The 13,991-nt window shown below is 70.4% G+C and carries 22 protein-coding genes; all 22 read right to left on the reverse strand.

Annotated features, from left to right (window positions below; all coding sequences use genetic code 11):
- Positions 1–103 precede the first annotated feature (103 nt).
- The 22 genes from ACVDFE_RS02140 to ACVDFE_RS02245 all read right to left on the reverse strand — a co-directional run bounded on the left by ACVDFE_RS02140 (position 104) and on the right by ACVDFE_RS02245 (position 13,989).
- Positions 104–895: a VG15 protein gene (locus tag ACVDFE_RS02140; RefSeq protein WP_458429398.1), complete on the reverse strand. Its 792-nt coding sequence runs from the start codon at positions 893–895 to the stop codon at positions 104–106.
- Positions 896–898: 3 nt separating this feature from the next.
- Positions 899–2,284, reverse strand: a complete 1,386-nt coding sequence (locus tag ACVDFE_RS02145) for a phage portal protein (RefSeq protein WP_458429399.1) — start codon at positions 2,282–2,284, stop codon at positions 899–901.
- Between the two features lie 24 nt (positions 2,285–2,308).
- Positions 2,309–4,045, reverse strand: a complete 1,737-nt coding sequence (locus tag ACVDFE_RS02150; RefSeq protein ID WP_458429400.1) for a hypothetical protein — start codon at positions 4,043–4,045, stop codon at positions 2,309–2,311.
- On the reverse strand, positions 4,029–4,457 hold the full coding sequence (locus tag ACVDFE_RS02155; protein WP_458429401.1) for a phage terminase small subunit: 429 nt from the start codon (positions 4,455–4,457) through the stop codon (positions 4,029–4,031). Before ACVDFE_RS02155 ends, ACVDFE_RS02150 begins: the two co-directional genes overlap by 17 nt.
- A 263-nt stretch (positions 4,458–4,720) precedes the next feature.
- Positions 4,721–5,089, reverse strand: a complete 369-nt coding sequence (locus ACVDFE_RS02160; RefSeq protein WP_458429402.1) for a hypothetical protein — start codon at positions 5,087–5,089, stop codon at positions 4,721–4,723.
- Positions 5,090–5,093: 4 nt separating this feature from the next.
- Positions 5,094–5,420 (reverse strand): HNH endonuclease, encoded by a 327-nt coding sequence (locus ACVDFE_RS02165; protein ID WP_458429403.1) that lies wholly within the window; start codon positions 5,418–5,420, stop codon positions 5,094–5,096.
- A 3-nt stretch (positions 5,421–5,423) separates the two neighbouring features.
- Positions 5,424–5,948 carry a hypothetical protein gene (locus ACVDFE_RS02170; protein ID WP_458429404.1) on the reverse strand — a complete coding sequence of 175 codons (525 nt, stop codon included), beginning with the start codon at positions 5,946–5,948 and terminating at the stop codon, positions 5,424–5,426.
- A 5-nt stretch (positions 5,949–5,953) separates the two neighbouring features.
- Complete coding sequence (locus ACVDFE_RS02175; RefSeq protein ID WP_458429405.1) at positions 5,954–6,301, reverse strand: hypothetical protein; 348 nt, start codon at positions 6,299–6,301, stop codon at positions 5,954–5,956.
- A 208-nt stretch (positions 6,302–6,509) separates the two neighbouring features.
- Positions 6,510–6,758 (reverse strand): hypothetical protein, encoded by a 249-nt coding sequence (locus tag ACVDFE_RS02180; RefSeq protein WP_458429406.1) that lies wholly within the window; start codon positions 6,756–6,758, stop codon positions 6,510–6,512.
- A gap of 4 nt (positions 6,759–6,762) precedes the next feature.
- Positions 6,763–7,509, reverse strand: a complete 747-nt coding sequence (locus tag ACVDFE_RS02185; RefSeq protein ID WP_458429407.1) for a hypothetical protein — start codon at positions 7,507–7,509, stop codon at positions 6,763–6,765.
- Positions 7,506–7,775 (reverse strand): hypothetical protein, encoded by a 270-nt coding sequence (locus tag ACVDFE_RS02190; protein WP_458429408.1) that lies wholly within the window; start codon positions 7,773–7,775, stop codon positions 7,506–7,508. Before ACVDFE_RS02190 ends, ACVDFE_RS02185 begins: the two co-directional genes overlap by 4 nt.
- Positions 7,772–8,032 carry a hypothetical protein gene (locus tag ACVDFE_RS02195; protein WP_458429409.1) on the reverse strand — a complete coding sequence of 87 codons (261 nt, stop codon included), beginning with the start codon at positions 8,030–8,032 and terminating at the stop codon, positions 7,772–7,774. The genes ACVDFE_RS02190 and ACVDFE_RS02195 overlap by 4 nt, the downstream gene beginning before the upstream one ends.
- Positions 8,029–8,319, reverse strand: coding sequence for a hypothetical protein (locus ACVDFE_RS02200; protein WP_458429410.1), 291 nt, complete (start codon positions 8,317–8,319; stop codon positions 8,029–8,031). Before ACVDFE_RS02200 ends, ACVDFE_RS02195 begins: the two co-directional genes overlap by 4 nt.
- Positions 8,316–9,602, reverse strand: coding sequence for a hypothetical protein (locus ACVDFE_RS02205; RefSeq protein WP_458429411.1), 1,287 nt, complete (start codon positions 9,600–9,602; stop codon positions 8,316–8,318). The genes ACVDFE_RS02200 and ACVDFE_RS02205 overlap by 4 nt, the downstream gene beginning before the upstream one ends.
- Positions 9,599–9,820, reverse strand: a complete 222-nt coding sequence (locus tag ACVDFE_RS02210) for a hypothetical protein (RefSeq protein WP_458429412.1) — start codon at positions 9,818–9,820, stop codon at positions 9,599–9,601. The genes ACVDFE_RS02205 and ACVDFE_RS02210 overlap by 4 nt, the downstream gene beginning before the upstream one ends.
- Positions 9,817–9,984, reverse strand: coding sequence for a hypothetical protein (locus tag ACVDFE_RS02215; protein WP_458429413.1), 168 nt, complete (start codon positions 9,982–9,984; stop codon positions 9,817–9,819). The genes ACVDFE_RS02210 and ACVDFE_RS02215 overlap by 4 nt, the downstream gene beginning before the upstream one ends.
- Entirely contained in the window at positions 9,981–11,342 is a 1,362-nt protein-coding gene (locus tag ACVDFE_RS02220; RefSeq protein ID WP_458429414.1) for a DnaB-like helicase C-terminal domain-containing protein, read from the reverse strand. The genes ACVDFE_RS02215 and ACVDFE_RS02220 overlap by 4 nt, the downstream gene beginning before the upstream one ends.
- The gene (locus tag ACVDFE_RS02225) at positions 11,339–12,544 is read right to left on the reverse strand and encodes a hypothetical protein (protein WP_458429415.1); all 1,206 of its coding nucleotides are present in this window, start codon (positions 12,542–12,544) and stop codon (positions 11,339–11,341) included. Before ACVDFE_RS02225 ends, ACVDFE_RS02220 begins: the two co-directional genes overlap by 4 nt.
- 4 nt (positions 12,545–12,548) lie before the next feature.
- Positions 12,549–12,905, reverse strand: coding sequence for a hypothetical protein (locus ACVDFE_RS02230; protein WP_458429416.1), 357 nt, complete (start codon positions 12,903–12,905; stop codon positions 12,549–12,551).
- Positions 12,902–13,477, reverse strand: coding sequence for a hypothetical protein (locus tag ACVDFE_RS02235; RefSeq protein WP_458429417.1), 576 nt, complete (start codon positions 13,475–13,477; stop codon positions 12,902–12,904). The genes ACVDFE_RS02230 and ACVDFE_RS02235 overlap by 4 nt, the downstream gene beginning before the upstream one ends.
- Positions 13,470–13,820: a hypothetical protein gene (locus ACVDFE_RS02240; protein WP_458429418.1), complete on the reverse strand. Its 351-nt coding sequence runs from the start codon at positions 13,818–13,820 to the stop codon at positions 13,470–13,472. The genes ACVDFE_RS02235 and ACVDFE_RS02240 overlap by 8 nt, the downstream gene beginning before the upstream one ends.
- Positions 13,813–13,989, reverse strand: coding sequence for a hypothetical protein (locus tag ACVDFE_RS02245; protein ID WP_458429419.1), 177 nt, complete (start codon positions 13,987–13,989; stop codon positions 13,813–13,815). The genes ACVDFE_RS02240 and ACVDFE_RS02245 overlap by 8 nt, the downstream gene beginning before the upstream one ends.
- Positions 13,990–13,991: the final 2 nt, after the last annotated feature.

Consider the following 13,991-nt stretch of genomic DNA (forward strand, 5'->3'; position numbering starts at 1 on the left):
CGGATGCCGCACCGCTGAGCCCTCCAGGGGCGTCAGCCGGGATGGAGCTCGCGGCGAATGCCGCGCAACCCCGCGCCTCCGGGGCACGGGAAACCGGGAACCGCTACGTGCGGTTGATCGGGTCGTCCGGCAGCGACCGGCCTTCCACGGCGCGCCGGAACGCCAGCCGTGCCCGCTCACCGCCCAGACCCTTGGTGGTTTTCTTCCACAGCGCGGCGTGCGCTTGCGCGGCGGCCGGCAGTGCCGCGTCCTCGACGAACGAGGGTTCGACCGAGCACGCGCAGAAGTCGTGGAACTTCGCCAGGCCGTCACCGACGAACCGCGCGTTGGTGTCGCTGTGGTCGGTGAAGTAGACGAACCCGCGGCTGGCGAGCATCCGGCAGAACCAGCACGCGTCAGCGCTCGTCACCCGCGAGTACGCCACGACCTTCTGGTCCTGTTCTCCGGCGGCCGTGAGCGTCTGCCGTCCGCCGTCGAGTGCGTGACGGCCCGCCGCGCCCTGCACCGCCACCAACGCCGACTCCGCGGCCTGCTCGGCCGGTTCGCCGGCCTGCAGCCGTGACCGGACCTCGGTCGGGCCGGTCACGATCAGCGACGTGGCGATCCGGGCCCGCGTGGGCTCGTCGAGCTCGACGACGTCGGGCCGCTCCGCTTCGCCGATCTCGGCGCGGCGGAGCTCGGCGTAGTAGTCCGCGGCCGAGCGTGCCGACTTGCGCCGGTAGCGGGCCACGGCGTCGAGCGAACGCCCGAGCCAGCCGCCCACGGTCTCGTCGACTCGCTGCGGATCGAGCAGGCCCCACAGGTCGGTGAGGTCGGCCAGCAGCATGGCCCGGATCGAGAGCTGGGCGGTGCGCTGGCGGGCGGTCGCGGCGCGGCCTCGCGCGGTGACAGCCACCGCCTACTCCTCGTCCGGGTCGGCCGGCGGGTCGAGCTCGCCGCGTGCCTGGCGCGCCAGCTCCTCGCGCAGCTGCTCCAGCGCGCCGGGCCGCATGAGCTTGACCCACTCGTCCACGTCGGACTTCTCGACGCCGGGCAGCATGCCCCACAGGGCCTGCACCGGGATCTGCAGCATGGTGGCCGCCTTGCCCAGCGCGTCCGACGCTTGCGCGAGCGAGCGGACCTCGGTGTCCTGCCACGTGACGCGCGCGAGCATGTCCTCGGCGTCGGCGTCGTTGCCCTCGATCAGCGCCGCAGTGCGCAGCGTCTGCACGTGCGACGCGCCCGCGGAGACCTTCGACTCGGCGGTCTTGGCGCGCAGGCCGGCACGGGCCGCCGCCAGCGCTTCCGCGCTGAGGTTGACCAGCTGGCCGGTGAGCTCGTGCGCGGGGGTCTGCGACACCGCGGCCAGCGCCTCCACGTCCGCGCGCCACGCGGCGACCATCGGGCTGATGTCGGTCTCGTCGAGCGTGCCGAAACGACCTTCCGGGTTCTCATTGACGAGCAAATCGCCGTGCCGCAACAACATTGCGGCCTTGTTCTCTTCCTCGTCGCTGTCCGGCTTGGCCATGCCGGTGGCCGTCCTGATCTTCCACGAGTTGTAGTGCTGGGCCAAAAGCCTGTCGTACGTGGTCTTGTCGATGCGCGCGGCACTGCCGATGTACGGCTCGACTTCACCGGTCGCGTTGCCCTCGGTGTCGAGCTCGTTGGCGTACCGGATCACCGGGCACAGGCCGAGACCGTGCTCACCGCGGTGCTCGATGTACTCCACCTTGGACCCGTCGCTGTCGCACGACAGGTAGTGCACGTCCATCTCGTCCACGAACTGCAACATCTGCTTGCCACCGCTGGGCTCGACACCCAACGCGTACATCGGGAAGTCGTCGTTGCCAGGGTCCTTGTACCCGGCGATCATGCGCTTGGGCGAGTGCACGGTGATCGCGGCGGTGCGCCGGCCGCGCAGCTCGCCCGGCAGCACCATCGTGTAGGCCAGGCCGAACGAGACCATCGCGCGGTGCAGCGCGATCTGCCGCACCGGCATCCGGTTGGCGCACCACGTCCACCACGGCCCCGACAAGGCGTCGCCGTCCTTGCCGGGCGGGTGCAGCGGCGAACGGTAGGAGTCGACGTACATCCCCTGCACCACGGCCTTGGTGACCAGGCGCAGCCACGGCGACTGGGCCAGCCTGCGCAGCTGGCGGTGCTCGCGGGTGGTCTCGCGCGGCAGCTCGATGTCCTCGTTGTGGCCACCCTGCCACTTGTCGATCCGCTCGACGCGTTCGTTCTCCGTGCGCCACATCGGGTGCAGCTCTTTCGTGACCAGCTCGACCACGGAATCGGGCTTCATCACCACCGCGAGCACACCCCCTTGTCAGCGTCGGCTGCCCCAGACACGGCCGCCGGTCTTCTTCTTGTTGTCCTGCTGCGGTTTCTGGTTCAGCAGCAGGCGGCGCACCATGCGCGCGCCGACCATCGCCACCGCGAGGTCGATCTTCTTCGCGGACTCCTTGGCGCCCTTCCACAACGACGTGCCATAGCGGTTGGGGTAGCGGCGTGCGTTGAGCACGTGCCGCCGCAGCCGGTTGTCGCCGTCGTGCAGCAGCGTGTGGTCCTCGATCTCCTCGGCCGTGCGCATCGCCGCGGCCGTGAACTGCTCGATCCGCACGGGGCTGGTCATGTCCCACATCACCGAGTGCGCCTCACCGGCCGCGCCACGGGTGGCCCAGAGCTTGAGCCGGTCGTGGTAGCGGCGGTGCAGCCGGTCAAGGGTTTCGTCCCAGTACCGGTCCTGCGTCTCGTCGTCGAGGGTGTGCGACGGGTCCGCGAAGAACGCCGACACCGCGAAGTCCTCGAACACGGCGTCAACACGTGCCTCCACGGTCGCCCGCGGCGCAAGCCACGTCCGGCCGCGGCGTCCAGGCGGCCGTTGCCACATGCCGAACACGGCGACCAGGCCGTCACTGACGCGGCAGCCCACCAACGCCGTCGCGTCGTTGCTCTTGCTGCAGTCCAGGAACAGCGCGATCTCGTCGCCGGGTAGCAGCTCGACGCCGTCCGGCGCCTTGCACTGGTCGAAGTCCCTGTAATCCGACCAGGCGTCGTCCGCAGTCTCGATCTGGTTGTACCAGAACCGCCGCAGCTGAGAGGCCGGACGCTTGCCGGCCAAGATGGCGCTGACGATCCGCTCGATCGACAACCACACCGAGTCGCCACGGATCGCGGCGACCACGGCCGGGGCGGCCTCCGCGGTGAGCGGGGCGTCCGGCGGGGCCTCCAGCGAGTCGTACATGAACCGCGCGCCCAGCGCGCCCACCACGGCGGCGTTCTCCTCGTAGGCCTCGCGTTCGCGCTGCGCTACCGAGTCCTCCGCCGGGTGGTAGGCGTTCGTGATCGACAGCGGCCGGGCCGAGGCGTCCGCCGACTTGGTGGAGTTGTTGTCGAGCACTTCGGCCATGTCGTGGCCGCGGTTGGCTTCCCGCCAGCGGTGCGTCTCGTTTTTCAGCGTCGACGTCGCCCGTGCGCCCTCCAGGGCGTCCGGGTTGGACGTCACCGCCTCCAGGATCTGACCGCCCGCGGCGGTCACCTGGAACGTCGACAGCTCCAGGCCGTAGCGGGCGATCGTCTCCTTGGTGAACAGCGTCGGGAACAGCCGCATGGTGTTGCGGGTCTGCCGCAACGACACCGCGGCGATCTGCACCCACGCCTCGGGGTGAGGCCTCGCGCCGGGGTGCTCGTTGCCGAACGGGTCGATGAACGGGCGTGCGTTGAGGTCGGGCCGGGACGGGCCGATGAACTCCACACTGGACACGACCGAGCCGACCGGGTCCTTGCCCCATCCCTTGAGGCGCTGTAGAACGCCCTCGTCAAAGAGGAACCGGCCGTTGGAGTCGACCGCCCACCACCACAGCCACCAGCGCGCCTGCTCGGCCGTGAACTTCCACGGCCGCCCATCGGCGTGCTTGAGGTGATCGCGTGCCCACGCGAGCGACTGCCAGCCGATCGTGTACTCGGGCAACACGAACTTGCCCTCGTCGTCACGCTGCCACGTGGGGCCCAGAACGGTGGGGGTGATGATCAGCGACGACCCGGCCTCAGCCGGTGATGCCACGGTAGTCGTCCAGGTTGGTCACGTCGGGGTGCGCGTCACCCGGCGTCTTCCGGTGGATCTCCAGCCGCACCCGACGCCGCGCGCCCTCGGTGGTCAACAGGTCGTTCATCGCCGACCACACCACCGCGAGCGCGCGGGCGTTGAGCTTCTCCTCGGCCAGCGCCCGCGTCATCGCCTCGGCGATCAGCCGTGCCGCCTGCCAGTCGCTGGGCTCCATGTACTTCGACTGCCCGGACGCGGCCAGCGAGTCGTACCAGTCCTTCGCGATCGGGTGCCACGCCTCGGTGGGCGTCGGCACCTCGACCTCGTCCTCGGCCGGAACGATCACCTTCTCCGTCAACGCCTTCTCCGCCTTGGTGCGGTGGCCGGCCTTGTGCTCCTCGCGCTTGCCGAGCGGTCCCCTGAGTCCCACGTCAAAACCCCCAAACTCGTTTCGAAGATCGTTTTGACGGGTTTTGAACGTCCACAAAGGACGCTAGAAGCTCACAGGCGAGGTGCGACAAAAGCGCAGGTCAGAGCCTTGATCACGACCGACCCCGGAATTCAAAACCTGGGAGCGCGTGCGCACGGTATGACCTCCGGTGTCCTGATTTCCCAGGATCGGGAGGCACCCCCCACCCCATTTGTCAAGCCCTTGAAGGAAATTCCTTAGAAGGAGTTTCCTTCGGTGACCTGTCAGTCCTCGTCGTCGAGCTCGTCCTCGTCGTCCTGGTCCTCGTCCTCGTCGATCGCGGCCGTGGTCTGCTCGGCCTGCTCGATGCGGTCGGCGAGCTGTGCCTTGGTGCCGTAGGTGGGCAGCTGCAGCTGCTTCGCGCGGGCCTGCAGCTCGGCCAGCGTCGGGCCCGAGGTCGGCGTGTCGGTCTGCTCGGTGCGCGCGGCGGGCGGCTGCTCGACGGGCTCGACGGGCTGCTCGTCGTCGGGGTCGGCGCCGGTGTACTCGGCGTGCCCGTGGGTGACGAGCCAGTCGGCCTCGCTGTCGCCGAGGAGGCGGATCGAGCCGGTGGGGTTCTGGCCCATCCGGTGGCTGTACCTGACCTGTCGCATGTGGTCACTCCCTGGTGGTGCGCCGCGGTGGTGGCTCGGGTGTGCGGAACCGGCGTGCGCTGATGGCTGCGCGGGCCTGTGCCGCTTCCTCACCGGTCTTGCGGGCGTGGTGGGTGTGGCAGAGCCACTGGAGGTTCCGCAGGGCGTGTGAGCCGCCCTGGGAGCGCGGGACGATGTGGTCGCAGTGGGCGCCCGTGCGCCAGCATCGGCGGCCGGTCGGGCCGTGGTGCTCGCACTGGCCGCCGGCTCGGCGCCGGGTCTGCTCGCGCCGCCACTCCCAGTCAGGTGGCAGCTCGGCGGCGCTGGTGCTGCCCTGCCATCGGCCGCTCACGGCTCAGGTGGTGCCGTCGCCGGCGTCGTGCAGCACCGTCACGTGGCCGGTGCTGTTCGCGGTCATGGCCATGCCCTGCCGAAGGACGTCGAGCGCGTCGAGGGCGTTCCTGTGCCGCCGCGTCCTCGGGTTGACGGTGGCTCGGTCGACGGTGTCGGTGATGTCCACGCTGTGCACGCGCATCCCCTCGAACACGGCTGCAGAGGTGCCGGTCACAACATGGACATCGGTCCAGCGGTCGGGGTGGGCCTCGCGGTAGCGGGCGGCCTCCGCGGCGGTGCTGGCAAGCAGGACCGTGGCGCCGGCGTGGCCGGTGGTCTGCTCGGCGTGGCGGCGGCGCAGCTCGGTGGCGGCCTGCTCCAGCAGCTCGGCCACGGTCAGCTGGCCGCCGACGATGCGGACCGCGACTTGTCCCTCGCTGGGCAGCTCGGCGTCCTCGGCGGCGGGCGCGACCAGCACGCTGCCGATCGGGCGTTCGGTGCCGTTGCCCACGCGCAGGTAGACGGGCATGCGTGCGGTTGCGCCCATGCGGGTCACTCCGTCCACTCGGGATGCTGGTGCAGTACGAGCCTGCCCATCCATCCGACGTTGTAGGAGACGCCGTCGAGCTCGTAGGGCAGCGCCCAGTCGCGGCCGTCGGCGTCGGTGAGGGGTTGCTCGGTGAGCTCGACGAGCTCGGGCTCGTCGTGGCCGGTCCACCGGCCGGGGTCGGCCAGGACGTGCCGGTGGTACTCGCCGATCAGGTGCTGGCGCAGCCACTCGCGGCCAAGCGCGACGTAGTCGAGGTGTCGGGCGTCCTCGCTGTCGGCGAGCGGACCGCGCAGCTTGTCGGCGAGCTCGACGTCGGCCGGGTGAACAAAGTGCGGGTGTTCGATCAGCACGGCGGTCACCTCCTAGTCGGTGAGCTCGCGGTGCACGGGGCACCGGCGCCGGACTCCACTGGTGGACTCGGGTGTTGGTGTGTCGTCCACTCTGGGAGGTCCTTGCGCCGGTGCGCCGGGCAACGCAAAAACCCCCAGGCCGGTGTTGGCCTGGGGGTTTTTGGGCATGCTCGTCCGGGCAGAAGCGTGACACAGGGTCTGACCTGTGTCAACTCGCGTGGGCGAGATCCACAGCAGCGCGCCGGTCGAGGTAGTCGACGACCTCGGCGGGCAGGTAGCCGCGGCCAGGGCTGATGTGGCCGCGGTGCTTCCACCGCCGCAGCGCCGCGGCACTCACCCGGAACGTGGAGTCTCCGGTGCGGTCGGCCTCGGCGTGCAAGAACGCGATCATCTCGGCGGCGGTGATCCGGTTGGGGTCCATGCGCTCGCGTGCGGAGACGCGTACACGGCTGATCATGTGATCAGCGTATCCCGTTGTCGCGCAACGCCTTGTTGGCTCGCGCGAGTCGTATCACCTCAAATCCGGAGTAGACCGTGCCGCAGGACAGGCAGCGAGCGCCGACGACGAACGGCACGCCGGCCTTGTCCTGCTCCCGGATCACGATGCCGCCACCGCACGCCGGTCGTTCGTCGGCCTGGCCCTTGGTCGGCGGGTCGCCCTCGCGGCGGGTGCACGACGCAACCGGCTTGGGCGGGGCCTCGCCGTTGGTCACCGCGAGCTCGCGCCGCAGCTGCCGCACCTCGTCGGCGAGGTCGAGTACCCAGGGCTGCTCGCTCACCCAGCCCAGGGCGACGAGCAGCGTGGAGATCGCGTCGCGCACCGTGTGCGGTGCGGGCACGAGGTGACGCAGGCTCGGCGGGGTGCGGTCCTCCCACACCTGCTGTGCCCAGCCGCCGAGCACGGCCGGCACCGACAGCGGCGGGTGGTCGTCGTCCTCGGGTCCGGTGTGGACGCGGTGCACCCCGACCGCGTTGCTGCGCGGGTCGAGCTGGGCGACCGCGTGCAGGTCCAGCGGCGGTGCCGAGCTGAACCCGGCGGCCGTCGCGACCATCTCCGGCCGGACCTTCTTGACCGGGGTGAGGTTGGCCGCGTGGAACTCGACCCAACGCAGGTCGTCGTGCACGCGGTCACGGCAGGTGTCGCACAGCAGGCTGTTGCCGGTCGTGGGCTCTTCGGTGGTGCAGCCCTCACGAGAGCAGAAGATCACTGGCCCTCCCAGTCGTTGAGCCAACCCAGGTCTGCGCGTCGCTGCTGCCGGTCGTGCAGCCACACCACCGGGACCGCCTTGAGCAGCTGCCAGCACACGGCCAGCACCTCGCGCGGTCGCAGGCACACGTCGGCGACTCGGTGCGGGGTGTCGCTTCCGGTGAGGACCTGGAGCCACACGTGCGGCATGCCGCCGGGCCATCCGGAGACCTCGACACGCACCTCGCCGCCGAGGTTGGGCTCGACGCTGGTGTCGTACTCCTTCACCGTCGCGTCACCGCCTCGTCGTCCTGGCCCTCGTCGCCGATGCGGTCGAGCCAGATCGCGCGAACCGACTCGACGGCACCCTCCACCGCGGACTGGATCAGGGTCGTGACGTCCCACTCGGCGCCGTTCGGGCCGGGCCGCTGCACGGCGCGCCCGATCTCCGCGAGGCTCGCGGGCCCACCGTCAGCGATCAGCGGCGCCCAGACGCGGTCCCAGTCCTGCCCGGTCAGCTGCAGGCGATCCTGCTTGGCGCTCACGACTTCCGTCCCTCTCTGCCCTGCTGCTTCTCGATCGCGTCGGCGAACACGTCGCACGCGAGGTTGGTCAAGGTGTGTGCCGCGCTGCTCACCGCCCAGGCCTCGTCCGAGGACAGGCCAGCCAGCGCCTGGCGGGCCGCCTGCTCGTTGCCGTCGAGCAGGCACCGCAGCGCGGTCTGCGCCTTCACCGCGACTGCGGCCTTGCTCACGGCGGCCGTCATCTGGGCGCGGGCGTCGTCGAGCGCGACACGCACCGCGGCCCACGGGTCGGGCTTCTGCTCGCTCATCGGCTCCTCCTCGCGGTGATGGCACGCGGCGCGCGCTGCTGACGGGCCGGGCCGGTGTTGCGGTTCCGGCGCAACCACAACGCCCGCGCCTTCGGGTCGGCCGGCGGTTCCTCGACGAGCAGACCGAGCTGCCGTAGTGCCTCGGCCGCAGGCTCGATCGCCGCAGCGAGAACCTCGACGGTCTCGCGGATGCCGTCCAGGAACCCGTTCAAGAAGTGGGCCTGCCACGTCGTCAGCGGCAAGCCCAGGCTCGCGAACTGCTCGACCCACCCCTCGGGCAACGCGGCGTGACGAGCGAGCTCGGCGCTGTCGCGGGAGACCTGTTCGACGAACGCGGCCAACGCGGGAGGACCGACGTATCCGGCCACGGGCCCGAGGCTGAAGCTGTCACCGGTGGCGGTGCTGGAACCCCAGCACTGGCCGGTGATCTCCCGGTCCTCCTCACGCGCCTGCTGCTGCTCGCGGCGGCGCAGCTCGAGCATGCGCTCCGCCGGGGACTCGCCGGTCGGCGACCACGCGTTGGTGATGACGTGGTCGACCTCGCCGACGCTGCCGTCCGGGCGGACGCCGATGACGTCACCGGCCGGGGTGACGCCCAGGGCGTAGCGCTGCCGGTAGGCGTCGTAGAGCATGGCCGCAACAGCGTCGGCGTCGGGTTGCGGGTCGATCGCGGTGAACGTGATCGGCGCGCGGTCCTGGGTGACGGACGTGATGCGGCACTGCGGGTCGATCGCGGTGAGGCGGCCAAGCGCGAAGTCCTGCCCATCAGGCCAACGGGCCAGCAGGACACCGTCACCGGCCAAGACGTGCACCGGGAAGTAGCCAGACGCGGCCGGGTCGTCTGGATCGGCGGGGAACGGCGTTCCAGCCGGAGCAGTCCAGACCTCCTCGTGCAGTCCCGCGGGCGCTGCGGAACGCGAGGTGTGCCAGTCGCGCTGGCACACCTCGCTGCAGAAGTCGTCAGACGGCGAGTCGTCGAGCGGCCGCCCGCAGCGCTGGCAGCCGATGGCGTCGGTGATCGTCTTGACGATGTCGCGGGTGTCCGTGCTGGGCGCGGGGAACCACTCGGCGAACTCCGGCAGTGTGCCGTTCTGCGCGAGCGCGGTGGCGGTCGCCTGCAGCGGCCTGGGGAGTGGGTCGCCGTGCCCGTTGACCCACTCGTCGGACGCGGCCAGGTAGCCGAGTTGGCCGGCGCGGTGGAGGCCGAGCACTACGCCGGGCGCTTGGAGCTGCGGGGCGGCGGCTGCTGCCCACTGCTCGCTGCTGATCCAGGGTTCGTTCACCGGTTCGGCTCCTCGCGGTCCAGGCGCGCGGCGGTCGCCTGCACGGTGGTGTCAGGCCGCATCGTGTAGTCGACGTAGATGCGGCCCAGCTTCGTTTCGTAGCCGCCACGGCGGTAGTTGGGGTAGAAGCGGCTGGCGTCGCGCACGTCGAGCACAAGTTCGAGTGCAGCGAGCGTGGCCGCGCACTCCTCCTTGGTGCCCTCGATCCGGAGCTTCACCGGCTGGTCTCCTTCGTGCGGGTGATGTGGGCGGGCGGCACGAGCGAGTCGAGCTCGTCGAAGCCGGGTTCGTCGTCGGCGGCCGAGGCGATGCCGTGCACGCGGCAGGCGAGGTTGATCCAGCGGAAGTCGAGCGTGTTTCGGTTGCGGCACAAGCACCTCACGGGCGTGTCACCTCCGCCTGCTGCGACACGGAGCCAAGCGTGGCGTAGTGGGCGCGCCAGTCGAGTTCGACACGGCCCGTGCGGCCGATGCGGTTCTTGGTGATGCCGAGCTCGACCGTGAAGCCGGGCTCTCCCTTCATCGGCCCGTCCTCGATGGGCGGGCGCCAGTGCAGGATCACCACGTCGGCGTCGGCCTCGATGCCGCCGGACTCGCGCAGGTCCGATGAAACCGGCCGGCGGGCCTCGCGGACGTTGGACCGGTTGAGCTGCGCGGCGACGACCACGGCGAGGTCGAGCTCGCGGGAGAGCTGCTTGAGGCCGCGGCTGATCGCGGCGACTTCCTGCTCGCGCATGGTGCCGCGGCTGTCGCCGCCGACCAGCTGCAGGTAATCCAGGGCCAGCACGCGGGTTCCGAACCGGCGCTTGGCCTCGCGGGCGGTCGCCATGATGTAGGGCAGGGTCAGGTTCGGCTTGTCCACCACGGTGAGCGGCAGGTCGCGGGCGCGGTTGTAGTAGCGGCCGACACGGTTCCAGCCGTCGTCGTCGAGGCGGCGGCGGGTGATGTGCGACTGCTCGACCACCGCGCCGGAGGACACGAGCCGGTCGGTGACCTCGGCCGCGCCCATCTCCGCCGAGTAGACCTGGGTGTGGTGGCCGCAGTCTGCGGCGTGCTGGGCGATCTGCAGCAGGCTGATGCTCTTGCCGTCACCGGGCCTGCCGCCGACGACGTACATGCGGCCGGTGCGGAGCCCGCCGAGCAGCTGCTCGTTGAGGTCGGCCCACGGCGTCGGGATGACGATCGCGGTGTCGGGTTCTCGCTGGGCCACCACGAACGCGTCGAGCAGGTCGGCGAACTGGTGGATGTGCTCGTCGGCGTTGCGGCCGGTGTCGAGGTTGCCGAGCAGGTCGTGCACCAGGTTCAGCGCCTGGGCGGGGTCCTCGGCGTCGGCTACCTGGTAGCGGGCGCTGTCGAGCACGTCGCACAGGGCCCGGAGCTTGCCGCAGCGGACCACCGTCGACACGGCGTCGGGGAACGCGTGGACGTCGGGGACGTGCCCGGCGTGTTCGTTGAGGAACCGCAGGGCTCGCTGCACGCTGTCGTGGTCGCCGGGTCCGCGGTGCGGCAGTGCGTCGCGCAGCCGGCCGATCAGGTTGCGTGCGGTGGTCGGGGTGTCGTCGTCGCGGAGCTGGCGGGCGGCGGCCCAGAGGGCCTCGTGCATCGGGTCGGAGAAGTGGCCGGGTTCGACCTGGGCAAGTGCTTCGTCTCGCAGGGCCCGGCGCGTGACCGGGGTGAGCAGGGTGACGAGGTAGGTCTCGGCCTCGATCGGCCGCAGCGGGTCGGTGATGGGTCCGTTCACGATACGGCCTTCGCGGTGAGTTGATCAACGATGGTCTGGTGGTGGGTGGTGATCCACTTGCGGACGTGGTCGGTCATCCATCGCACGCCGTCGCGTCCTGCGACGTCGGCGGGCAGGTCCGGACGCTGGTAGCGCAGGCTGGTGCGCTGCTCGATCCCGGACACGCGGCCAGCGGACCACTCGCCCCGCAGCCACTCGGCGATGTCGTCGGCCGAGCGCGGCGCGGGCGGCGTGGTGCCGTTGCCGGGCGTGTGGTTCTCCCAGCACCGTTGGTTGAGCCAGGTCTTGCCGTGCTTGATGTGCTCGGCGTCCTTGCCGCGCACCTCGTCGGCGTAGGCCTGGGCGGCGGCGATGAGGACGTCCACGGGGACCGTCTGCGCAGCGGCGGCGAACTTCTGCGCGGCCGGGTACTTGTCGCGCTTGTTCGGGTACACGGCCCACCACCGTTCGAACTCCTCGGAGTAGGTCGAGGCGCGCTTCGGCTTCTTGGTGGGCTTGGGCTTCGGAGCACGTGGCGTGTCGGCGTCGCGCATCGGCTGATGCGCAAGGCTTTTACCTGTTCCCCTGTTCCCCTGTTCCCCTGTTCCAGGCGCGACGACTTCCGGAACACTCTGGAGGGTTCCTGGAACTCCGGTCTGATCTGCGGAAACGGATGAAGCTTCGGGAGAGCACGAACTTGGCGCAGCGGGGGCGTTCTCCGGAGCATCCGGAGCGTTTTCCGGAGCACGGAAACGTCGGGTTGTGGCTTCCGGCGACTTCCCGAACCCTCCGGAGGGCTCCCGGAACGTTCCCGGAACACTCCCGGAAACGGGCTGTCCGGGAGCCTCACCGATGCGGGACTCGCGGTAGTCCATCGTCCCATCCGGACGCGGGAAGCGCCCCTTCTGGGCCTTCTCCACCCGCTGCACCGACTCCCAGAACGCCACGCACAGCAGCTGGTTGCCCGTCGCCGTGTACCGCCACAACAGGCCGGCTTCGGTCAGCTCGTCCATCGCCGCGGCTACGCGTGCCACGGTCGCCGCGCCGTCGCGGACCATGTCCCGCTGGAACAGGTCTCCGACGATCAGCGCTACATCGTCCTTGCCCACCCCGTTGTCGTCCACGTAGGACTCCAGGGCCTTGAGCACCAGGCGGGCATCCCAACTCACGCTGGCGATCCGAGCGGATCGCCAGAACTCCGGCTTGGTGCTTCGAATACGCACCGGCCTACCTCCCCTCGCTGTTGTGGTGGTAGCGCGCTGAGAACCGCGCCAGGTTGGCCGTGAAGACCGTGGCGGCGTGCTCGTCGATGCCACGACCAAGCAGCACGGCGTGGTCGAGCTGTTCGCGGCACAGCTCCTCGAACTCCTCGACCGGGCCCACGAAGGTGCCGAGCTGCCACGCCTGCAGCAGCTGGCCCCACTCCGTGTAGCCCGCCCACAGCTCGCCCATCGGGCCTTCGTGCGACGCGACCGCTGCGGCGACCTCAGCCGCGTGCGTTACTTCTGCGGTGATGTCCACCGAGGACCGCAGAGCGGGGGAAGCGCTCTGCGGCATCGGCGTGACCCCGTGTGCTCGGGTCATGAGGAAGACGTTGTCCTCTCGTTTGCGGCCACGTTGAGCGGCTGCTGCGCCTTCTCCTGGGCGCACCGCTGCTCGACGAGCCGGGCCAGCCTGGCCACGTTGGGACCGGAGCCCACGAACTCGACCGACGCGGCCCCGAGAGCGCACCAGGTCGCGTTGTGTGGCACCGGGTAGCTGATCGGCACGTCCGCGCCCAGCTCGAACCGCACATGCGCGCCGTCCGGGATGCGCGGCAGCCGGTCCTGCTGCAACTCCAGCAGCGTCACGGTGTGCACCACCCGCACCGCCAACGGCGAGGCCGGCGGCTGCACGACGCTGGGCGCGGCCACGCCCTCGAACGGGTCAGCACCAGTGAACGCGTTCACCACACCGGCCACCGCGCGCAGGTAGCGTGTCGAGGCCTCCAGGCTGTCCGCGTACTTCGTCGGCATCCTGAACCCGTTGTCCCGCAGCGTGTCGGCGATCTGGCTCACCAACCGTGGCGTGATCACGGGGAGCCTGTGGGCGAGGTCGTACTCCGCGTCCGTCCACCCAGGGAACACCCTGATCCACTCGTCGACCGGCCTAGCCACGACGCACCTCCCCGGCCGTCTCGGCGACGTCGTTCTCCAGGTCGCCACCACCCTCCGCGCGCACCGACGCAGTACGCCGGTGGCCGTAGGTGTTGAACGTGCCGTCCGCGTGCGCGAACACCGGGAACATGCCCACGGCGTCGTCACCGTCGGCCCAGAACTGGTCGAACTCGATGTCGACCTCACCGGTGGTGTCCGGGTGGTGCACGAACCCGACCAGCTGTGCCGGTATGCCACGCCAGAAGTCCTGGCGACCGACCGAGCCGTCCTCGGCGATGAACCACGGGTATGGCAGCACGCCGCCGGTTTCCTCCGGCTGGATGACCAGCACCTCGTCAGCCACGGCCCACCTCCTCGGCCAGCTCGGCCGCGGACATGCGCCGTCCACGATCAACGGCGGCGATCAGGGCCTGAACGCGTCGCGCGGCAGCCGGGTCGGCAGCGGCACGACGAGCGTTCTGCACCGCGCGACCGCGCTCCAGCAGCCATCCCAGCGCCCAGTCCAACAGCATCG

The organism is Lentzea chajnantorensis (genome assembly GCF_054300775.1).

Excerpts from the sequence above, each read along its gene's own strand:
- ACVDFE_RS02180 (WP_458429406.1), bottom strand. The coding sequence starts at position 6,758 with ATGATCAGCCGTGTACGCGTCTCCGCACGCGAGCGCATGGACCCCAAC.
- ACVDFE_RS02160 (WP_458429402.1), bottom strand. The coding sequence starts at position 5,089 with ATGCGACAGGTCAGGTACAGCCACCGGATGGGCCAGAACCCCACCGGC.
- ACVDFE_RS02200 (WP_458429410.1), bottom strand. The coding sequence starts at position 8,319 with ATGAGCGAGCAGAAGCCCGACCCGTGGGCCGCGGTGCGTGTCGCGCTC.
- ACVDFE_RS02230 (WP_458429416.1), bottom strand. The coding sequence starts at position 12,905 with ATGACCCGAGCACACGGGGTCACGCCGATGCCGCAGAGCGCTTCCCCC.
- ACVDFE_RS02170 (WP_458429404.1), bottom strand. The coding sequence starts at position 5,948 with ATGGGCGCAACCGCACGCATGCCCGTCTACCTGCGCGTGGGCAACGGC.
- ACVDFE_RS02245 (WP_458429419.1), bottom strand. The coding sequence starts at position 13,989 with ATGCTGTTGGACTGGGCGCTGGGATGGCTGCTGGAGCGCGGTCGCGCG.
- ACVDFE_RS02145 (WP_458429399.1), bottom strand. The coding sequence starts at position 2,284 with ATGAAGCCCGATTCCGTGGTCGAGCTGGTCACGAAAGAGCTGCACCCG.